An 18,434-nucleotide genomic window follows, 5' to 3' on the forward strand; every position below is an offset into this window, starting at 1 on the left:
TTTCCCTTGCGATAAAGCCCCAAAATTCGTAACTTTGAATTTTCACAATCAAATTTCATTATTTTATGCAAAAAGTAGAAAACGGGCACGTGGTAAAAGTACATTACACGGGCAGGCTAACCACAGGGGAAATCTTTGACTCTTCGCTTGGCAGAGAACCTCTTGAATTTACTATGGGCGAAGGACAAATGATTCCCGGCTTTGAACAAGGTATTTTGGGAATGGTAGTAGGCGAAAAAAAGAGTATTCAAGTTCCTTGCGAGTTAGGATATGGCGAAGTTTTAGAAGAAATGATTTTAGAAGTTCCTAAAAGTCAGTTACCTTTAGGTATGCCTATGGAAGTTGGTACTCAGCTTGCTATCAATTTAGCGAATGGCGGTCAGATTCCTGCTGTAATGACTGCCGTAAGCGAGGAAACCGTAACCATTGATGCCAATCACCCACTGGCAGGCAAGGATCTTGTTTTTGAAGTGCAACTTGTGGAAATCAATCCCAAAAAAAGCGGCTTGATATTCTTTGAATAATTTTTTCTATTCTAACAAACAAAGCAGAGGGCTTCGCCTGTTAGCAAAGCCCTCCATTATTTATTTCATATCTGAAAGTAAGCCTGTTATTTTTTAGCTGTGGCTTTCTTTTCGGCGGTGTTCTCTTCACCCGGTTTTGCAAAATCTACATTTTCCAAAATCAGCATATTGCTGGAATTGGTTTTCAAACCCTTGATTTTTTTGCTGTAAATTCTCAAAATTTCATCATAATATAAAACGATAATAGGAGACTCTTCCACAATAATATTATCCATTTTATGGTAATACTGATACAAGAGATGATGATCTTCATCGTGGTCATCTTTTTCTTGTGCTTCTACATAGAGCCTATCAAACTCTTTGTTTACAAAATGGGTTTTATTGGGACCTGTGGGCGAAAAATTTTTGCTGTAGAACATTGCAAAATAATTTTCTGCATTAGGGTAATCACCGAGCCAAGAACCTCTGAAAAATAATGCCCGCCCTTCATCTACGGTTTGCTGATGTTTTACAAACATATTCATTTCTATTTCTACCGTGATGCCAATATCTTTAAGATTTTTGGCAATATTTTCAGCGATTTCTTTGTCAGTAGTATAGGTTTGTAATTTAAGTTTAGGTAAGCCTTTCCCCCCTTCATAGCCTAATTCTTTAAGAATTTGCTTAGCTTTTTCAGGGTTGTAGCTATATCCTTTCACCACCACAGAGTCAAAAGAAGGTAAAGCGGCGGGAGTTACTCCTGAAATACCTGATACCCCCAAGCCATTGCGTATAATATTTACAATTTCATCTCTGTTGATAGCGTAGCTAATAGCCTGACGGAATTTCTTTTTCAAGAAGGGGTGTGTGGTATCGCCTTTGTAGGCAGTAGGGTCTAATTGAAAACCGATATATTCGGTGTTCATATAAGGTACTTTATCTATATTATATTTTTTCTTGAATTCTTCTTTAATTTTGCCATTTGCAATCATTTCTTTGGCATTTTCGGAAAGCCCTACAATAAAATCTAACTTTCCTGCTGTAAATTCTCTATAAGCTGTATTGGGGTCGTTGATGAAACGAACCTCTACCCCATCAAGAAAAGGCAATTGCTTTCCTTCGGCATCTTTTTTCCAATAATGAGGGTTCTTATCCAATACCAAACGTTCCCCTTCTTTCCATTCTCTAAACTTAAAAGGTCCTGTACCTACGGGGTGAGAGCGGAAATCATCTCCATATTTTTCAATAGCTTCGTGAGGTACTACAAAAGCGTAAGGCATTGTAAGAATGGAAAGGAATGGGTGAAATCTGCGTTGCAAACGAATTTGTAAGGTATATCTATCCAACGCTACAAAAGCAGAATCAGGATTAGGATGAACTTTATCTCTGAAAATCCAAGCTCCTGTACTACGCGTTTTGGCACTTAAAATACGCTTGAAACTATACACAAAATCTTCAGCGGTAACTTCTCTACCAATACCATTAGGGAAGCAAGGGTCATCGTGGAAATGCACACCTTTGCGAATAGTAAAAGTATAAATGGTTTCGGTGCTATCCCAACGATATGCCTCAGCAATAGATTGCGTAGGGTGCATATTTTCGTCAAGCTCTAATAAACCATTAAAAATTTGCGTAGTAGCCCAAATAGCGGCACGGTTACGAGCCTGTGCGGGGTCTAAGGAGTTTAAGCCACCTGTTTGGTTGTAGCGGAAAATTTTCTTTCCGCCATCGCCGTTTTGGTTGCCGCAAGAAGCCAGCAGCAACACTAATGCCACAAACGAAAGGTATAGTCTCATCATAAAATTTTTAAGGTAAATTTGAATAAATTTCCTATATTTGCAAGCACTTTTGTAAAATACTTTTGCAAAGATATATTTTTTCAGTAAGCAACCTAAACTTTTTTTCAAAAAAAACATTTTTTCACAAATTTATTTATTTTTGAACAAAAAAATACATTCTTTTTGCACCTCCCCCCTATACTTCTGTAAATCTCAAAAAGAGATACAATAGAGGGGAGCATACATCTAAATCAGAATTTTAGATGTAATAATTTTACTCGTTTTCAAGAGAAATGATAAAAACTATTAAACAAAAAAACGAAATATCCATTTTAACTTCATAATTCGCATTGTTCAAAAATTTTAATTTAGAAATAGCCAAAAGATAAAAATTTTGAAATTCAAATATTTAAACCTTTAACTGCATACTCTATTCTGAAATATTATGGGTAAAATTATTGCGATTGCCAACCAAAAGGGGGGCGTTGGAAAAACCACCACTGCCATCAATTTAGCCGCAAGTCTTGCTACTTTAGGCTTTCATACTTTGCTTGTAGATGCGGACCCACAAGCCAATTCTACTTCGGGTTTAGGGCACAATCCCAAACAAATTCAAAGTAGCATTTATGAATGTATGGTGGAAGAAGCCAACATCAACGACACCATTTTGGGTACTTCCATTGAAAAACTCTTTGTCGTTCCCTCACATATTGATTTGGTTGGTGCAGAGGTAGAAATGATAAACCTAGAGAATAGAGAAGAAAAAATGAAAAAAGTTTTGCACCCTATCAAAGATAATTATGATTTTATTATCATAGATTGTTCTCCTTCGTTGGGGCTTATTACGGTAAATGCTCTCACAGCCGCCGATTCAGTAATTATTCCTGTACAATGCGAATATTTTGCTCTGGAAGGTTTGGGGAAACTCTTGAATACTATCAAAATTATTCAATCTCGCCTGAATACCAAACTTGAAATAGAAGGTATCTTGCTCACAATGCACGACTCGCGTGTGAGACTTTCTACACAAGTTGTGGAAGATGTGAGCAATCATTTCAAAAAAATGGTATTCAAGACAGTCATTCCTCGGAATGTACGGCTGAGCGAATCGCCAAGTTTTGGCTTACCCGCCATTCTGCACGATTCTACCAGCAAAGGAGCGGCAAGCTATATGGAACTCGCCAAAGAAATTTTAGAAAAAAATAAATTAGTGTAATCAAAACGAAAAAAGATGAAAAAAAGTGTTTTAGGAAGAGGTTTGGGGGCTTTGTTATCGGATTCTAATGTTGTAGAAGAAAATCAAACTTTGCCACAAGCAAGCATCAACGAAATAGATGTCAATGCCATTGAGGTCAATCCTTACCAGCCTCGTACCGATTTTGATGAAGAAGCTCTACAAGAACTTACTGAATCTATCAAAACACAAGGTATCATACAGCCTATTACCGTACGTAAATTAGAAGAGGGTCGCTATCAACTAATTTCAGGCGAAAGACGCTTGCAGGCTTCTAAAAGAGCAGGGCTAAAAACTATTCCCGCTTATATTCGCACTGCCAACGACCAACAAATGCTGGAAATGGCTCTCATAGAAAATATCCAAAGAGAAAATCTCAATCCCATAGAAATTGCTTTAAGCTATCAAAGACTCATTACCGAGTGCAACCTCAAACAGGAAGAACTGGGCGAAAGAGTAAGTAAAAATCGCGTAACAGTAACTAACTATTTGCGTTTGCTCAAACTCCCGCCTATTATTCAGGCGGCTCTGCGTGATAAACAAATCAGTATGGGACACGCCCGAGCCATCATCAATGTAGAAAATCCTGATACTCAAATTGCTATTCTGAAAAAAATTCTTGCCGAAGACCTATCGGTAAGAGCCGTAGAAAATTTGGTACGAGATTTGGCTTCGCCCAAAAATAAACAGAAAAAAACTGCTGAAAACTCTCTCTCTTACGAAATCAAACAATTACAACAAAAACTCTCTTCGCATTTTGGTACAAAAATTGCAATCAAAGCCAACAACAAAAACCAAGGTGAAATCAAAATCCCCTTTCATTCTACGGAGGATTTGAACCGAATTTTAGAGCTATTGCAATTATGACAGCGAAAAGAGAAGTTAAAATAACAATCCAAAAACATTTTTATTTACTTGCTTTTTTACTTTTTTGCGGGCTTGTAAGTTCGCAAGCACAGGATACGCTTAAGTCCAGTAAAAACCGCATCAACCGACCACGTGAGGCGGCTTTTCGGGCGGCAGTCTTACCCGGTTGGGGGCAAATTTACAATAAAAAATATTGGAAACTGCCCATTGTATATGGCGGTATAACGGCAATAGGCTATGGCATTTATTGGAATAATAGCTACTATCAGTATTTCAAAAGTGTGTATCAGGAAGCATTCCTGACGGGAAATCCACAGCAAATCAATATTACTGCCGCTGAGTCGCTTCGTAACCAATTTCGGAGAAACAAAGAACAACTTATTATTGCAGGAGTAGTGTTTTACGGACTTACCATTGTTGATGCCATTGTAGATGCTCATTTTTCTACCTTTGATGTCAGTGATGATTTGAGCTTGCGTTGGCTTCCTAAAATTGATTTCAGCCCACAAGGGCAAGCAATTTTAGCATTTAGCCTTCAACTACAAGCTAAAAAATAAGCTCAAAAAGCAATACACAAATGATGTGTTGGAGTAAAAGAATGGTGATATAACGTGTATGCGGTAAAAAAATCTTCTTTCTTTACCCAACCTTTGCAGAAAACTTGCTTTTCAGGACAAAAATCGCAAATGATATTTTCTCTGAAAGCAATGCCTTTTCGGCTATAAGCCTTGTATAATGCCTCTTTGGCAGTCCATAGTTGGGCTAGATAGTCTAAATTATTGTGGGCAAAACTCAACTCTTTTTCAGAAAAAACACGCTGAGCTACTTTACGAATTTTCTCTTTCTTTTCTTCAATATCAATCCCCAAAGGTTTGGGGGCAAAAGCTACTGCAACAAAAGGAAAAGCGTGAGAAATAGAAATTTCCAAAGGTATCGTAGGCAAAAAAGGTTTGCCATTTTCGTTTTTTTGAATAGGCTCGTAAATAAAATGTTCTTTTGAAGCTATAAACTGCAAAAGATTTCTAACAGCGGCGTATTCACATTTTTTCTCAATAACCTGAATTTGAGAAAGTTCTATTATTTCTTGAGGAGATAAATTAGAAACAAGATATTCCAAGGGCTCTGTAATTTGCCAAACAAAATACTTGATTGTGCCTTGATAGCCTTCTAAAAAAACTGCCATTTATCTTCGGCGTTTTTTTTCACGTTTGCCAAGCTCATCACGTATTTCGGCGGCTTTTTCATAATCTTCTTCTTCCAGAGCTTTGTTGAGAAACTGATAAAGTTGTTCGTCAGAATATTCTTTAAGTGTCATTGGTGATGGATTATACGAAACTTCCTCATTTTCCATTTCCATAGATGGTTCATCTTCCAAAATAACCCCCGCCTCTTGCAAAACACTTTCGTAGGTGTAAATAGGTGCGTTCATACGCAAGGCAATAGCAATGGCATCGGAAGGACGAGCATCTATTTCTATTTTTCTATCTTCGCTCACGCAAAGCATTTTAGCATAAAAAACACCTTCTCGCAAATCACTGATAACAACTTCTACAAGACGAATTTCAAAAGAATCCAAAAAACTACGAAACAAGTCGTGTGTCATTGGACGATTGGGAGTGATACGCTCAATTTCAATGGCAATAGCTTGTGCTTCAAACATTCCAATAATAATAGGTAATCGCCTATTTCCGCCTCTTTCGCTCATAATCAATGCAAAAGAGCCTGATTGCGTTTGCCCCGAAGATAAACCTAATATTTCCAAACGTATCTTGCTCACTTTCAGAAGGTTTTGTAAGACTGTTTTATCATTACAAAATTAAAGCAAAAAGTTTAATTTTGCAAGAAAATCGCAAGAAAATTAGCTTTTTAACCCAAATTATACCTTGCTTTAAGAAAGAAATCTTACTTCTTGCCACTCTGTTGCTTGCTTCAAAACTAAAAATCTGATAGGTAGCTTTGCATTTAGCAAAAATGCTTATTTTTCGGACAAATTTTTCAAACAACGCAATTATTTTTATGAAACTCGGTGTAATACGTGAAGGCAAAGTGCCTGTGGATAGACGTGTGGTACTATTACCTCATCAATGCAAGTACATTCAAGAGCATTTCCCTGATGTAAAAGTTTTGGTGCAATCCAGTGTAGTTCGCTGTGTAAGGGACGAAGAGTACGAAACATTGGGCTTACCTGTGGTAGAAAATATAGACGAATGCGATGTTTTGATAGGGGTAAAAGAAGTGCCTATCAAAGACCTTATTCCTGAAAAAACTTATATGTTTTTTTCGCATACTATCAAAAAGCAACCTGCTAATAGAGCATTACTGCAAGCTATTTTGGCAAAAAACATTCGCTTGATAGACTACGAATGTCTAACAGATGAAAATGAAGAGAGAATCATAGCTTTTGGGCGTTATGCAGGTATTGTGGGAGCATACCACGCCTTACGTACTTGGGGGCTAAAATACAAACTTTTTGAGCTACACCGTGCCATTGATTGTAAAAGCTATGAGGATTTACTTTCTGAACTCAAAAAAGTTAAACTTCCCCCTATTAAAATTGCTCTTACAGGCAGAGGGCGTTCAGGCAAAGGAGCTTTGGAAATTCTTCGTGCCGCAGGTATCCGGCAAGTAAGTGCTCAGGAATATTTGGAAAAAGATTTTTCAGAAGCAGTTTTTGTACAACTTGCCTCCTCTGACTATTACAAGCCCAAACACCCTAAAATCCCTTTTGAAGTTTTTTATGATAACCCTGAATTTTTTGAGGGAGATTTCTTGAAATTTGCCTACTACACCGATTTGTTTATTTCTACCCATTTCTGGCACCCCAAAGCCCCTAAACTATTTGAATTACCAGATACCCAAAAAGAAAATTTCCGCATTCGTGTCATTGCAGATATTACTTGCGATATTGGTGGCTCTATTCCTACTACACTGCGAGCCTCAACTATTGCAGACCCCCTGTACGATTTCAACCGAAAAACGTTTCAAGAAGAGAGAGCTTTTAGCAATCCTGAAAATATCACTATTATGGCAGTGGATAATTTGCCTACGGAATTGCCTTTCAGTGCTTCAGAGGACTTTGGCGAGCAGTTTATTCAGCGGGTTTTGCCCCACTTTTTCAATGGAGATAAAGACGGCGTTTTGCAAAGAGCTACGATTGCCGAAAAGGGCAATCTTACCGAAAAATTTAGCTATTTGCAAGATTATGTCGCAGAGCATTAAGCGATTGCCTGCTTACAATCACGCCGTCCAGCATATCAATGATATGATGGGCGTAGCTGGCATCTTGAGCCGAGTGGGTAACCATTAGAATAGTTACCCCCTCTTGATTGAGTTGCCAGAGAATTTGCATAATTTCTTCGCTATTTTTGCTATCCAAATTACCTGTGGGCTCATCAGCAAGTAAAATTTGAGGCTCTATGCACAAAGCACGAGCAATAGCCACTTTTTGCTGTCCGCCCCCTGAAAGTTGCGAAGGAAAATACTTTGCCTTATGAGCTAATTTGAGCTTTTCAAGCATTTGATAAGACTTTTGCTTGCGTTCTTTTTGAGAAAAACCCAAATACATCAGAGGTAATTCTACATTTTCTTGCACACTGAGTTCATCAATCAGATTAAAATTCTGGAAAACAAAACCTATGTTTCTTTTTCTGAATTCAGCACGTTGTTTTTCGTTGAGTTTAGTCATTTTTTGCCCTAAAAACCAATGCTCCCCCGAAGTCGGCATATCCAAAAGCCCAATGATATTGAGCAAAGTAGATTTTCCACAACCCGAAGGACCCATTATCGCTAAAAAATCACCCCGCTGAACATTCAAATCTATTCCCTGCAGAGCTTCCGTAGCAATTTCACCATTCCAATACGTTTTAGTTACCTGCAAAAGTTGTATAAGAAACTGCATTAGCCTTATGATATTTTTACAAAGATAAGCAATTTATCAAACAACTTTTCAAGCAAATCTAAAATCTCAATTCCTGCATATTGAAAAAATATTAACTTTGAAGCCAAAGAATTTCTTAAAATAACTTGCAATTTTTATGAAAAATAACGCAGTGGTATTGAATGGCAATAAATTGAGCCTCAATGAGGTTATTCAGGTGGCTTGGCAAGGAGCGGAAGTCAAAATAGCTAATGAATGTTATGCTAAAATACAAAAAAGTCGCGATTTTATTCATAAGCAAGTATCTGAAAAGAAAATCATTTACGGCGTAACCACGGGTTTTGGAGCAAACGCTTCCAAAGTGATAGAAGATTATGAGATTGCAAAAAAATTGCAAAAAAATCTCTTACTTTCTCACGCCTGCGGGGTAGGTAAGCCATTTAGCTCCGAAATTGTACGAGCTATAATGCTCATTCGTCTTAATACTTTACTGGCAGGCTATTCGGGAGTAAAAGTTGAAACTATCAATTTACTGGCTCACCTACTAAATTTGCGTATTCACCCTGTTATTCCTTCGCAGGGTTCGGTAGGAGCAAGCGGTGATTTGTGTCCTTTGGCTCATATGGCTTTGGTGCTTATCGGCGAAGGTTTTGCCGAAGTAGAAGGGCAAATAGTATCAGGGAAAGAGGCTTTAGAAAAATTTGATTTAGCCCCATTGGAACTTGAACACAAAGAAGGTATCGCTTTACTCAATGGCACAAGCATAATGGCGGCTTTGGGCGTTTGGGCGGTGTATCAAGCCAAAGATGTGCTTTACAAAGGTTTGAAAGCCTCTTGTATGATGTTTGAGGCATTAGGGGCAAGAAGTCAAGCCTTTGATAAACGCCTGCACCGAGCCCGAAAGCACCGAGAGCAACTCAAAATTGTTCAGATTATCCATAAATTTACGGAAAAATCAACGCTTTTGGGCATAGAAAGTGCTGAAGTTGTGAAGTTTCTTTTTGATAAAATACAACCACAACTTACTGCCGAACATCGCAGAGAAATTCTGAAAAAATTACAAGATACCCCTCATCAAATTGCATTTTTAAGGCATTATTTGCCACAAGAAGAGCATTTGCCTTATGCTTGGCTGAGTTTGCATAAAATTCTCACTTTTGCCGAAAAAAAAATCACTCCGCAAGATGCCTACTCGGTTCGTTGTACGCCGCAAGTGCTTGGAGCGTGTTTGCAAGCCATTCAACACGCAGAAAATATCATTGAAGCCGAACTCAATGCCGTGGTAGATAACCCTCTGATTTTTGCTGAAAGTGAAGCAGTTGTTTCAGGTGGTAATTTTCACGGCGAGCCTTTGGCTCTGGCTCTGGATTATCTGAAAATTGGCGTTGCCGAAATGGGAAATCTATTTGAAAGGCAAATCAATAAATTGGTAGATGAAGCTACGAATGATTGCCTGCCTGCCTTTCTTTCGGCGGATACTTCGGGGCTACATTCAGGACTGATGATACCGCAATATGTAGCGGCAAGTTTAGTTTCGGAAAATAAAGTACTTGCTCACCCCGCTTCTGTGGATTCTATCCCCACCTGTGCCAACCAAGAAGACCACGTAAGTATGGGAACTATTGCAGGCAGACAAGCCCTTGAAATCATAGAAAATGCACGAAAAATTGTAGCAATTTTAATGCTTACTGCTCATCAGGCTTTACACTTGCGTAAAAAGCAACTTGCTCATATCGGGTTCAAAATAAAACTTGGCAAAGAAACGCAGAAACTTCACAAAAAATTAGATGAGCTAATAGGCTTTATTGAACAAGACCGCTTCTTACATCAAGATATTGAGCAAATTTTAGCGAATTGGGAAAAGTGGTAGTTATGAAACTTCTACTACCAAACCATCGTAAGCCAAAAAAATATTTTCGGGCAAAAGAGAGCTTATTTCCTCGTGTAAGCCCATTCTGTGGCTAATATGCGTAAAATAGGTCTTTTCTGCCCCAATATGCTGAGCCACTTGAATTGCCTGTTCCAAATTATAGTGCGAAATATGATTTTCTTTTTGTAAAGCATTCAGTACCAACACTTTTGAGCCATAAATTTTTTGCATTTCTTCCGAAGCAATATAGTTGGCATCGGTAATGTAAGTAAAATTCTCTATACGAAAGCCCAACACAGGCAAACGATAATGAAACACCTCAATAGGTATAATCTTTTGCCCATTGATTTCAAAGCTATGCTCTTTGCTAATTTCGTGAAGTTCTACTTGCGGAATGCCCGGATAGCGTTTTTCTGCAAAAATATAAGCAAATTCAGTTTTGAGTTGATTCAGAACCTTACTTGTGCCATAGAGAGGCATATTTTTATTTTGCAAAAAATTAAAAGGACGAACATCATCAAGCCCTGCGGTATGATCTTTGTGTTCGTGGGTGAAAAGAACCGCATCTAATTTCTTTATGCCTGCTCGTAGCATTTGCATACGAAAATCGGGACCTGTATCAATGACTACATTAGCCAAATGGGTTTCTACGAAAACAGCAGAACGCAGGCGTTTGTCTTTGGGATTTTCAGACCGACATACCGAACAATCACAAGCGATTACAGGCACACCTTGCGAGGTACCTGTACCCAGAAAGGTAACTTTAACCATTGAGATTTTCTTGCATTAACTCCTCGTAGAGCTTTTTAGTTTTTGCACTCAAAAGATTTTCGTCAATTTCTATCTGCTTCAAAATATCTAATAAACAATTGATTTTTCCTTCTGTGGGAAAGTATTTATTCACCACAATCACACGTTGCTCTTTCAGAATACAATAGCCCGATTTGAAATTACCTTTTTCATAACGTAAATAAAGATTACTTTCAGCAAAAATATCCTCTATTTTACTCAAAAATGCAGGAGTGTATTTGATTTCCATATTTGAAAAGTTTAATGAGCGAAAGTTTGCTTTTGCCCTAAATTTCTTTTCTTAATCTTGCCACAGGGATACCCAGTTGCTCGCGATATTTAGCAACCGTACGGCGAGCAATGTGGTAACCTGCTTCTTTAAGCATTCTTTCTAATTTTTCGTCAGAGAGTGGCTCGCGTTTATCTTCATTATCCACAAATTCTTTCAGTTTGGCTTTTACCTCTCTACTGCTTGCTTCTTCGCCCTCATCAGTAGCAATGCCTTCGGAAAAAAAGTGTTTGAGCGGATATACCCCAAATTCAGTTTGTACATACTTACTGCTTACCACACGAGAAACCGTAGAAATATCCATATCAATTTTTTCCGCAATATCTTTGAGAATCATTGGTTTGAGTTTTGTTTCATCACCTTCTAAAAAGAATTCGTATTGGTAAGTAGCAATAGCGTGCATAGTTTTTAGTAAAGTTTGCTGACGCTGTTTGATAGCATCAATGAACCACTTAGCAGCATCTAACTTCTGTTTCACAAAAGCAATCGTTTCCTTGACACCCTTATCCTGACGTTTGCTTTTTTGATAAGTATCCAACATATCGGCAAAAGAAGGGCTAATACGCAATTGGGGGGCATTGCGAGCATTCAAAGCTATATCTAATTTGCCGTTATTGTTGGTAATGATAAAATCAGGGATAATTTGTTGCGAACCGCTACCTTCACTATCCGATGAATTACCGGGTTTGGGGTTGAGTTTGGTAATCAGTTTTAAGACTGATTTCAACTCTTCGTCAGAAAGTCCTAATCGCTTTTCTATCTTATCATAATGCTTTTTGGTAAATTCTTCAAAATTATCCTCAATAATTTCAATTGCCCAATCTAAAATTTGCTTTTCTTCATCGGTATGAATTTCCTCGTATTTTTTACGTTTCAGTTGTATAAGCAGACACTCTTGCAGATTGCGGGCGGCTACACCGGGCGGGTCAAATTGCTGAATCTTTTTGAGAACTGCTTCAACCTCTTTCTCGGTAACCTCAATGTAATAAGTAAGAGCCAAATCTCCCACCAGAGCTTTGAGTTCTCTTCTCAAATAGCCGTCATTATCCAAAGTACCAATAATATGCTTTCCTATAATTTGCTCTTTTTCAGAAAGTTTGAGAAAACCCAATTGCGTTTCCAAAAATTCTACGAAAGTAGTACCCGCCACTATTGGGAAGTTTTTTTCCTCATCATCAGTGCTGTAATTAGTGTCTTGGGTTTTATAGCTTTCTTCTTCTGCTTGCAAATATTCATCAATATTCATATCGCTGATAGCTTCATTTTGTTCGTAAGCGTCGCTATCATTATCATCATACTCGTTATTTTCATCATCATAGTCATCAGTATTATCTTCTTCGCCAAAAGAAATATCTTCCTCGCTTTCTGTTTCACTATCTTCAAAATCATAGTTATCATCTTTACCCTGTTCCAAAGCAGGGTTTTCAGCAATTTCTTCTTGAATACGAGCCTCCAATTCTGCCGTAGGAATTTGCAATAGTTTAATGAATTGAATTTGCTGTGGTGAAAGTTTTTGCTGTAAAGATTGGTGTAAGCCTAATTTTTGCATAGACTAATAAATTAAGTCCTGCAATATAGCAATAACTTTGCCAAACTCAAAAAATTTGTAAAAAATTTTTATGTAAAGCCCAGACCTGCTCTATAAGCGAATGTTTTTCATCATTATAGATGATAAAATCGGCAAATTTGAGTTTTTCATCTTCGGGCATTTGCTTTGCTATGATGCCCCTGATTTCGGCTTCACTACGCTGTGGGTCGCGAGTGCGTATGCGTTGCAGACGTAATTCTTCGGGAGCAGTAACCACAATGAGTTTATCCAAAGACCTATATGCCCCCGATTCTATCATCAAAGCCGCCTCACGTATAACATAAGGCGTACTTTGCTGATGAGCAAGCCACTGCTCATAGTCTTGGGCTACGGCAGGATGCACCAAACTATTGATAAGTTTAGTTTTTTCGCCATCCGAAAAAACTTGCTCTGCCAAAAAACGCCTGTTCAAAGAACCATCGGCAAGGTAAGCGTTTTCACCAAAGTTCGTTATGATTGCTTTTTTTAAGCTATCATTTTGTATCATTACAGCTTTTGCACGCGAATCGGCATCATAAACAGGAATACCTAAAACCTGAAAAATACGAGCTACGGTACTTTTTCCCGAACCTATACCACCTGTAATGCCAATTTGAAGGGGTTTAATCATTTTTCTTACGAATAGTTTTTACCTTGTAATGAGGATTTGTTATTTCAGCACTTTCAATGCCTTGGGGAATATGTTCTAATTGTAGAGTAACGGTAGAATCTTCGGGTGCAAATTTTTTGAAATCTGCAATAATGTTAAAATCTTGCAAATCAATTTCTTTTTCCAAACTTGCCTTAAAAATACACAGCACTTCGGCTCGTTTTTGCACCAAATCTACATTTTCAGGGAAATTGATTTTTTCAATATCAAAACGAAGTTTGCGGGTAAAAAAGCGTTCTACTTCAAAGGTTACTTTTACATTAGGTTGCAAGGCTTTCAGATTAGGGCTTTCCCAAGCAGAAAGACTGACGAGTTTATCAAAATTTTTACGAATATTATTTTCCCGAATAGTAAGCGGTAAGGAGTCGGGCAGTTGGTTGATTTTTTCTACACTTCCCTCAAAAGTTACTACCTGCGGATTGATATAAATAGGACTGACAATCCGATAACCACCACGAAGCATTTTGCTTAGGCTCTCTTTGCGTATGTACAGGCGTACCACTTTACGCACATTGCGATTATTATTTATGAAAAAAGTATCATTTTTAATCTCTAAAACTTTCAAATCTTTGTCCAATTTGCTTGCAAGAGTATTACGCAAACTCCCCGAAAGAACATAATTATGCACCTGCGTAGCAGGCATTTGATAGTAGATTAACTTTTCTTTATCATTAGCAAAAATTTCGCGGGCAATTTTCCAGCCTGGGCCCGAGAGCGTAACAAACAATTTCCTTTGAAAAGTATCGGCATTGGTGCCATTAGCATATTGCAGCCGCACAGGATACACCAAAGAGTAAGTTTGTTCGCTATTCAGCTGATAAAAAAACCAAAAAAGAACTGCAAAAAACAAACTCCAAATCATAGCCCTGAAATTACTTTGGTTTTCACCAATCAGTATTTCCTTGAGCCAATGAAGTAAATTCCTGAAAAACTGCATCAGAACATTATTTTTACAAATGTACAAAAATTTGCGTTTTGTACAAGGCATAAAATTGCATAACTTTGCAAATACACACACAATAAATATGTATCAAGAACGAACATTTTTGCTGCTATCAGACCATAACGAGGAAGAGAACTTCAAAAAAGAGGTTCTACAAAGTCCTCTTGGGCTTGCTAAAAATATTATTGATGATCTTTTTGCATCTAAGTTTAGTGATTTGCAAGCAAAATTAGATACTATCAAAGATTTTACAGCAGGGATTAGTAGTGCAAAAAAATTTAAGGAATACGGATTAGCAAAGCACTATCCACATCTTTTTGCTTTTCACCAATTTTTTCATAGTTCTATTAGAGCGAGACAAGGCAAAGTTTTAGAAAAAATTATAGGCTTCGTACTAAAAAATTATGTAAAATGTCCTATTGTAACAGAAGGACACGAAAGTTTGAGTATTTTGCAGGCTATCATAGATGAAAAACTTGAAAAGTTAGATATAGATGCTCTGGCTGCAAGCCCTGATAGAAAAAAAATCATTCTAATTCAACTTCGTTCAAGAGATGATACAGGCGGAACAACCGCCAAAGGCTCTTTGGTTGAACTATTACGAAGTATGCTCAGGCTTAATAAAAAGCCAAATATAAAAATATTGTATCTTGTCGGTATTTGGGATGAAAGAGATAGTAACCAAAAAAACTCCACCATTACAAAATTCTGCAGCTCTCTAAAAGATTTTATCTCCGATGAAACCTTATTCAAAAAGCAAATTGAGCAAATATATCATTTCAACGATACACTTATGCTTCAATTAGCATATGGTACAAATGCAATTAGTAGGGCTATTTTTGAATGGTCGGAAAGCCAAGATGAAGCTATTTTGAGAGGTATACAAAATATAGTGGGTACGATTGAAAATTGGGACGATTTATGGATTGCTGTATCAATAGCTAATTTAGAATTGGAATTACAACATATTCAAAATGTTTCTAATATAAATATTTTGAAAGAAAAAATACAAAAGTTCAATTTTCAGCCAAATATCAGTTCTTATGAAAATATCTACCATTCAGCAACTCAATTTACTAACCAAATTTTACCTACCTGGAATGAAAATAGCTTGCCTTTTGGTAGTATCGCCGAAAAAGCTCATTACATAAGAGATTTAGTTTTTTTGTACACAATTCATCAATACGTAAATGACAAATTACAACTTATTCGCAACTTTTGAGCATTCAGATTTTGTTGAAAAAAGAAGCCCGCTTTTAGTTTCTTTCAGAGAATTAGTGCCTGAAATTTCAAATACAAACTACTTAACACACGGCATTTATTACTATCCTGCCAAATTTATTCCACAAGTAGTTCGTTTTTGTGTGCAAAAATTTACACAAAAAAACGATTGGATAATAGATCCTTTCGCAGGAAGTGGTACGGTTGCCTTAGAAGCAAATCTTCTGGAAAGAAATTGCATTGCCATAGACCTAAACTATTTGCTCAATCATATCATTCCACTTAAAATTCCAAAAATTCAAGAGAAGCTCAAATATTCAGTTTTACAAGAAAAATTAAACTTTGTTTTACAAAGTAAAGAAATTTTTAAGCCTCAATGGTCTAACCTTGCCTATTGGTATCCTATTGAAATGCTGAATTTACTTCAAAAATACTGGGGAGGACAAAAATCCTTACCCCAAGATATGTATGCTGAAATTATTGCAGCTGCCTTGCTCAAAGTGAGCAAATATTTTTCTTACGCCGAACACAAAACGCCCAAGTTGTTTCGTTCAAAACAAAAAAGAGCTTTCATTGAAAAAATTTTGCAAGAAAATTGGCAAAAGCAAATGCAGGAAATGCTGCTTAATATTGCTTCCGAAATTTTAGTAGCTATCAACGAGACATTTGCAAAAATAAGACAAAATAAACATCAAATCTTGTATTTTGGTGGAGTAGATAGTGCTTCCTTTCAAACTTCACAAGAAATAGATTGTCTTATTACCTCTCCACCTTACTTGCAGGCACAAGAATATATCCGAACTTTCAAGTTGGATTTATATTGGTTAGGTTATAGTGAGGCTGAAGTTAAGCACATTTCCCAAATGGAAATTCCTTATCGCAAAGCACATTCTTTGGTTCATACTCCTACACTTGACTTGTTGCGTCCTAAAATTACTAATCCTAAACTACTGCAAATTTTAGAGGCTTATTTCTTTTTTACCTGCAAAGCCTTAGAAAATTGCATTGCCAAACTTAAAAAGGGGAGGAAAGCCTGTATTTTTGTTGGAAATCCTAAAATAGACGGCATTGAAGTAGAAACTTGGCGAATTTTTTTAGAATACTTTGAGGAAAAAAATTGTATTTTGAAGGGTATTTATGAAGATCGTATTCAAAGTCGTCAGCTTTTCAAAGCCCGTAACAATAAAAACCCCGAAGGTATGAAATCCGAATTTTTGCTTGTGCTAGAAAAACAATAAAGTTTTTTCCTAAATTTGAAGCTCTGAAAACGTATTTTTCAATGAAAAAGCTATTAGGACTTTTGTTTTTAACTGGTGCTTTGCACGGATTTTCTCAAAATCTTATCCCTGCTGAAAAGAAAGGCAAATGGGGCTTTGTGAAAGAAGGTAGTAAAAAATTTGCCATCAAACCCACTTTTCAGGAAGTAATGCCTTTTGGTAAAATGATTTCGGCAGAAAGAGCCTTCGCAAGACAATCAGGACAATGGGGCGTAATTGATGCCAGAGGCAAATGGCTTGTAAAACCTACCTACGATACCTTATTCCAACTCAAAAAAGCACAAACGCTTTGGATTTTAGCTAAAACAGGAAAAGAAAAATTTATCTTGAACGACAAAGGCGAGAAAATCACTCCTGCCTTTTCAGATTTTGAACCTTACAATCAGAAAATATTTTTGGTTGTAAAAGATAAAATGTGGGGCTTGTGGTGGAATGAAAATAGCTCTTTCAACGAAATTTTGCCTACTGCATACGAAAGAATAGGCATTGCCAACGAGGAATTAGACGTTTTTTATGCACAAAAAGATAAGAAAGTCAAATTCTACAATGTACTAACCAAACAATTTTCAGAAGAGTACGACAAACATCGTTTGCTGAAAGTTACTACCAAAGAAGATAGCACCCGCAAACGTATAGCATATTTAGTGGTTGAACGTCAGGGGAAAAAGGGCTTGCTTAACCCTACTGATTTCAAAGTTATTTTGCCCATTATTTTTGAGGATATTCGGCAAATACCCAACCAACAAAATAAAATTTTGTTTGAGGTACTCAAAGATGGGCTTTTCGGAATTTTTGATAACCAAGGCAAAGTCATTTTACCCACAGAATTTCAAAGAATTTCTTTCCTATACAGAGATTTCATTTTAGCTATGAAAAACGCTCAATGGGGAGCGTACAATTATGAAGGCAAGCAAATTCTTTCACATCTTTACCAAGATATTCGCTACTGGAAAGATGCAAATGTTTTTGCCGTGCAAAAAGATACTCTGCACGGAATAGTAAGTTATGAGGAGAAAAACATCTTGCCTTTTTCTTACGAGGCAGTAGATATTTTAAGTTTTGAAAAACCTTTTTACATCAGGCTCACACAAAAGAAAAAACAAAAAATTGTGATTTTGGAAGGTGAAAAAATATTGCCTTATCTCAAAAACGAATACGAGAAAATTCAAAATTTCAACGAAAAATATTGGTATGCTCAAACTTTGCTCAAAAAAATGCTTATTGATAAAGCCACACAAAAAGTTTGGCTTATTCCTCCGCATACCCGCATAGAAGACGGCAAACGCTTGTATATGACCATCGTAGATAGCCAAAGAGTGATGAAGCCCTTTGCCGAAAATCAGCCCGAAGGCACTTTTTATTTGGAAAACGAAGATAAAGCCTTTTTCTGGAGACCCACAGAAAATAAAATCATTCCTACTGCAAAAATCAAAGAGTTCGGAAAAGAGGAGAAGGAATTAAATAATCAACAACCTCAAAACAATAATTCACCCCAAAATAACCCTCCAAGAAGGATTAGACGTAGAAGGTAGAATTTGCGTGTAAATGT

At 37.0% G+C, this 18,434-nt stretch carries 18 protein-coding genes; 9 read left to right on the forward strand and 9 right to left on the reverse strand.

From position 1 onward, the window contains the following. Positions 1-65 precede the first annotated feature (65 nt). Positions 66-524, forward strand: a complete 459-nt coding sequence (locus tag Rain11_RS08375; RefSeq protein WP_101358906.1) for an FKBP-type peptidyl-prolyl cis-trans isomerase — start codon at positions 66-68, stop codon at positions 522-524. Positions 525-610: 86 nt separating this feature from the next. Here Rain11_RS08375 and Rain11_RS08380 read toward each other — a convergent pair whose 3' ends face one another. After that, complete coding sequence (locus Rain11_RS08380) at positions 611-2,302, reverse strand: ABC transporter substrate-binding protein (protein ID WP_101358933.1); 1,692 nt, start codon at positions 2,300-2,302, stop codon at positions 611-613. 424 nt (positions 2,303-2,726) lie between these two features. Here Rain11_RS08380 and Rain11_RS08385 point away from each other — a divergent pair, with 424 nt between their 5' ends. Genes Rain11_RS08385 through Rain11_RS08395 form a run of 3 tightly spaced genes read left to right on the forward strand, consistent with a single transcriptional unit; the run spans position 2,727 to position 4,939 of the window. Next, positions 2,727-3,497 (forward strand): ParA family protein, encoded by a 771-nt coding sequence (locus Rain11_RS08385; protein ID WP_101358907.1) that lies wholly within the window; start codon positions 2,727-2,729, stop codon positions 3,495-3,497. A gap of 15 nt (positions 3,498-3,512) precedes the next feature. Further along, complete coding sequence (locus Rain11_RS08390) at positions 3,513-4,382, forward strand: ParB/RepB/Spo0J family partition protein (protein ID WP_101358908.1); 870 nt, start codon at positions 3,513-3,515, stop codon at positions 4,380-4,382. Continuing rightward, entirely contained in the window at positions 4,379-4,939 is a 561-nt protein-coding gene (locus Rain11_RS08395) for a DUF5683 domain-containing protein (RefSeq protein ID WP_101358909.1), read from the forward strand. Before Rain11_RS08390 ends, Rain11_RS08395 begins: the two co-directional genes overlap by 4 nt. A 2-nt stretch (positions 4,940-4,941) precedes the next feature. On the opposite strand, the gene Rain11_RS08400 is transcribed toward Rain11_RS08395, so the two are convergent. Both Rain11_RS08400 and Rain11_RS08405 read right to left on the reverse strand, forming a co-directional pair. After that, complete coding sequence (locus Rain11_RS08400; protein ID WP_101358910.1) at positions 4,942-5,565, reverse strand: 4'-phosphopantetheinyl transferase family protein; 624 nt, start codon at positions 5,563-5,565, stop codon at positions 4,942-4,944. Next, positions 5,566-6,159, reverse strand: coding sequence for a bifunctional nuclease family protein (locus Rain11_RS08405; protein WP_101358911.1), 594 nt, complete (start codon positions 6,157-6,159; stop codon positions 5,566-5,568). 239 nt (positions 6,160-6,398) lie between these two features. On the opposite strand from Rain11_RS08405, the gene Rain11_RS08415 reads away from it, so the two are divergent. Then, positions 6,399-7,601 (forward strand): NAD(P)-dependent oxidoreductase, encoded by a 1,203-nt coding sequence (locus tag Rain11_RS08415; protein ID WP_101358934.1) that lies wholly within the window; start codon positions 6,399-6,401, stop codon positions 7,599-7,601. Here Rain11_RS08415 and Rain11_RS08420 read toward each other — a convergent pair. Then, positions 7,567-8,280: an ABC transporter ATP-binding protein gene (locus tag Rain11_RS08420; RefSeq protein ID WP_101358913.1), complete on the reverse strand. Its 714-nt coding sequence runs from the start codon at positions 8,278-8,280 to the stop codon at positions 7,567-7,569. The genes Rain11_RS08415 and Rain11_RS08420 overlap by 35 nt on opposite strands. A 136-nt stretch (positions 8,281-8,416) precedes the next feature. On the opposite strand from Rain11_RS08420, the gene Rain11_RS08425 reads away from it, so the two are divergent. Continuing rightward, on the forward strand, positions 8,417-10,129 hold the full coding sequence (locus Rain11_RS08425) for an HAL/PAL/TAL family ammonia-lyase (RefSeq protein ID WP_101358914.1): 1,713 nt from the start codon (positions 8,417-8,419) through the stop codon (positions 10,127-10,129). Here the strand turns inward: Rain11_RS08425 and Rain11_RS08430 are convergent, their stop codons facing one another. From Rain11_RS08430 to Rain11_RS08450, 5 genes are read right to left on the reverse strand one after another with little or no spacing between them, the layout of a single operon-like run. Continuing rightward, positions 10,130-10,900, reverse strand: coding sequence for an MBL fold metallo-hydrolase (locus tag Rain11_RS08430; protein ID WP_101358915.1), 771 nt, complete (start codon positions 10,898-10,900; stop codon positions 10,130-10,132). Beyond that, positions 10,893-11,168: a hypothetical protein gene (locus Rain11_RS08435; protein ID WP_101358916.1), complete on the reverse strand. Its 276-nt coding sequence runs from the start codon at positions 11,166-11,168 to the stop codon at positions 10,893-10,895. The genes Rain11_RS08430 and Rain11_RS08435 overlap by 8 nt, the downstream gene beginning before the upstream one ends. A gap of 37 nt (positions 11,169-11,205) precedes the next feature. After that, on the reverse strand, positions 11,206-12,756 hold the full coding sequence (gene rpoN / locus Rain11_RS08440) for an RNA polymerase factor sigma-54 (protein WP_101358917.1): 1,551 nt from the start codon (positions 12,754-12,756) through the stop codon (positions 11,206-11,208). A 46-nt stretch (positions 12,757-12,802) separates the two neighbouring features. Next, positions 12,803-13,405, reverse strand: coding sequence for a dephospho-CoA kinase (gene coaE, locus Rain11_RS08445; RefSeq protein ID WP_101358918.1), 603 nt, complete (start codon positions 13,403-13,405; stop codon positions 12,803-12,805). Continuing rightward, positions 13,398-14,381, reverse strand: a complete 984-nt coding sequence (locus Rain11_RS08450) for a YbbR-like domain-containing protein (RefSeq protein WP_101358919.1) — start codon at positions 14,379-14,381, stop codon at positions 13,398-13,400. The genes coaE and Rain11_RS08450 overlap by 8 nt, the downstream gene beginning before the upstream one ends. 88 nt (positions 14,382-14,469) lie before the next feature. On the opposite strand from Rain11_RS08450, the gene Rain11_RS08455 reads away from it, so the two are divergent. Genes Rain11_RS08455 through Rain11_RS08465 form a run of 3 tightly spaced genes read left to right on the forward strand, consistent with a single transcriptional unit; the run spans position 14,470 to position 18,417 of the window. After that, positions 14,470-15,609 (forward strand): hypothetical protein, encoded by a 1,140-nt coding sequence (locus Rain11_RS08455; protein WP_207764437.1) that lies wholly within the window; start codon positions 14,470-14,472, stop codon positions 15,607-15,609. Beyond that, a complete protein-coding gene (locus Rain11_RS08460) occupies positions 15,578-16,846 on the forward strand; it encodes a DNA methyltransferase (protein WP_101358920.1) in 1,269 nt (422 codons plus the stop codon). The genes Rain11_RS08455 and Rain11_RS08460 overlap by 32 nt, the downstream gene beginning before the upstream one ends. A 41-nt stretch (positions 16,847-16,887) precedes the next feature. Continuing rightward, the gene (locus Rain11_RS08465; RefSeq protein ID WP_101358921.1) at positions 16,888-18,417 is read left to right on the forward strand and encodes a WG repeat-containing protein; all 1,530 of its coding nucleotides are present in this window, start codon (positions 16,888-16,890) and stop codon (positions 18,415-18,417) included. Positions 18,418-18,434: the final 17 nt, after the last annotated feature.

Source organism: Raineya orbicola, from assembly GCF_002843425.1.
GTDB lineage: Bacteria > Bacteroidota > Bacteroidia > Cytophagales > Thermonemataceae > Raineya > Raineya orbicola.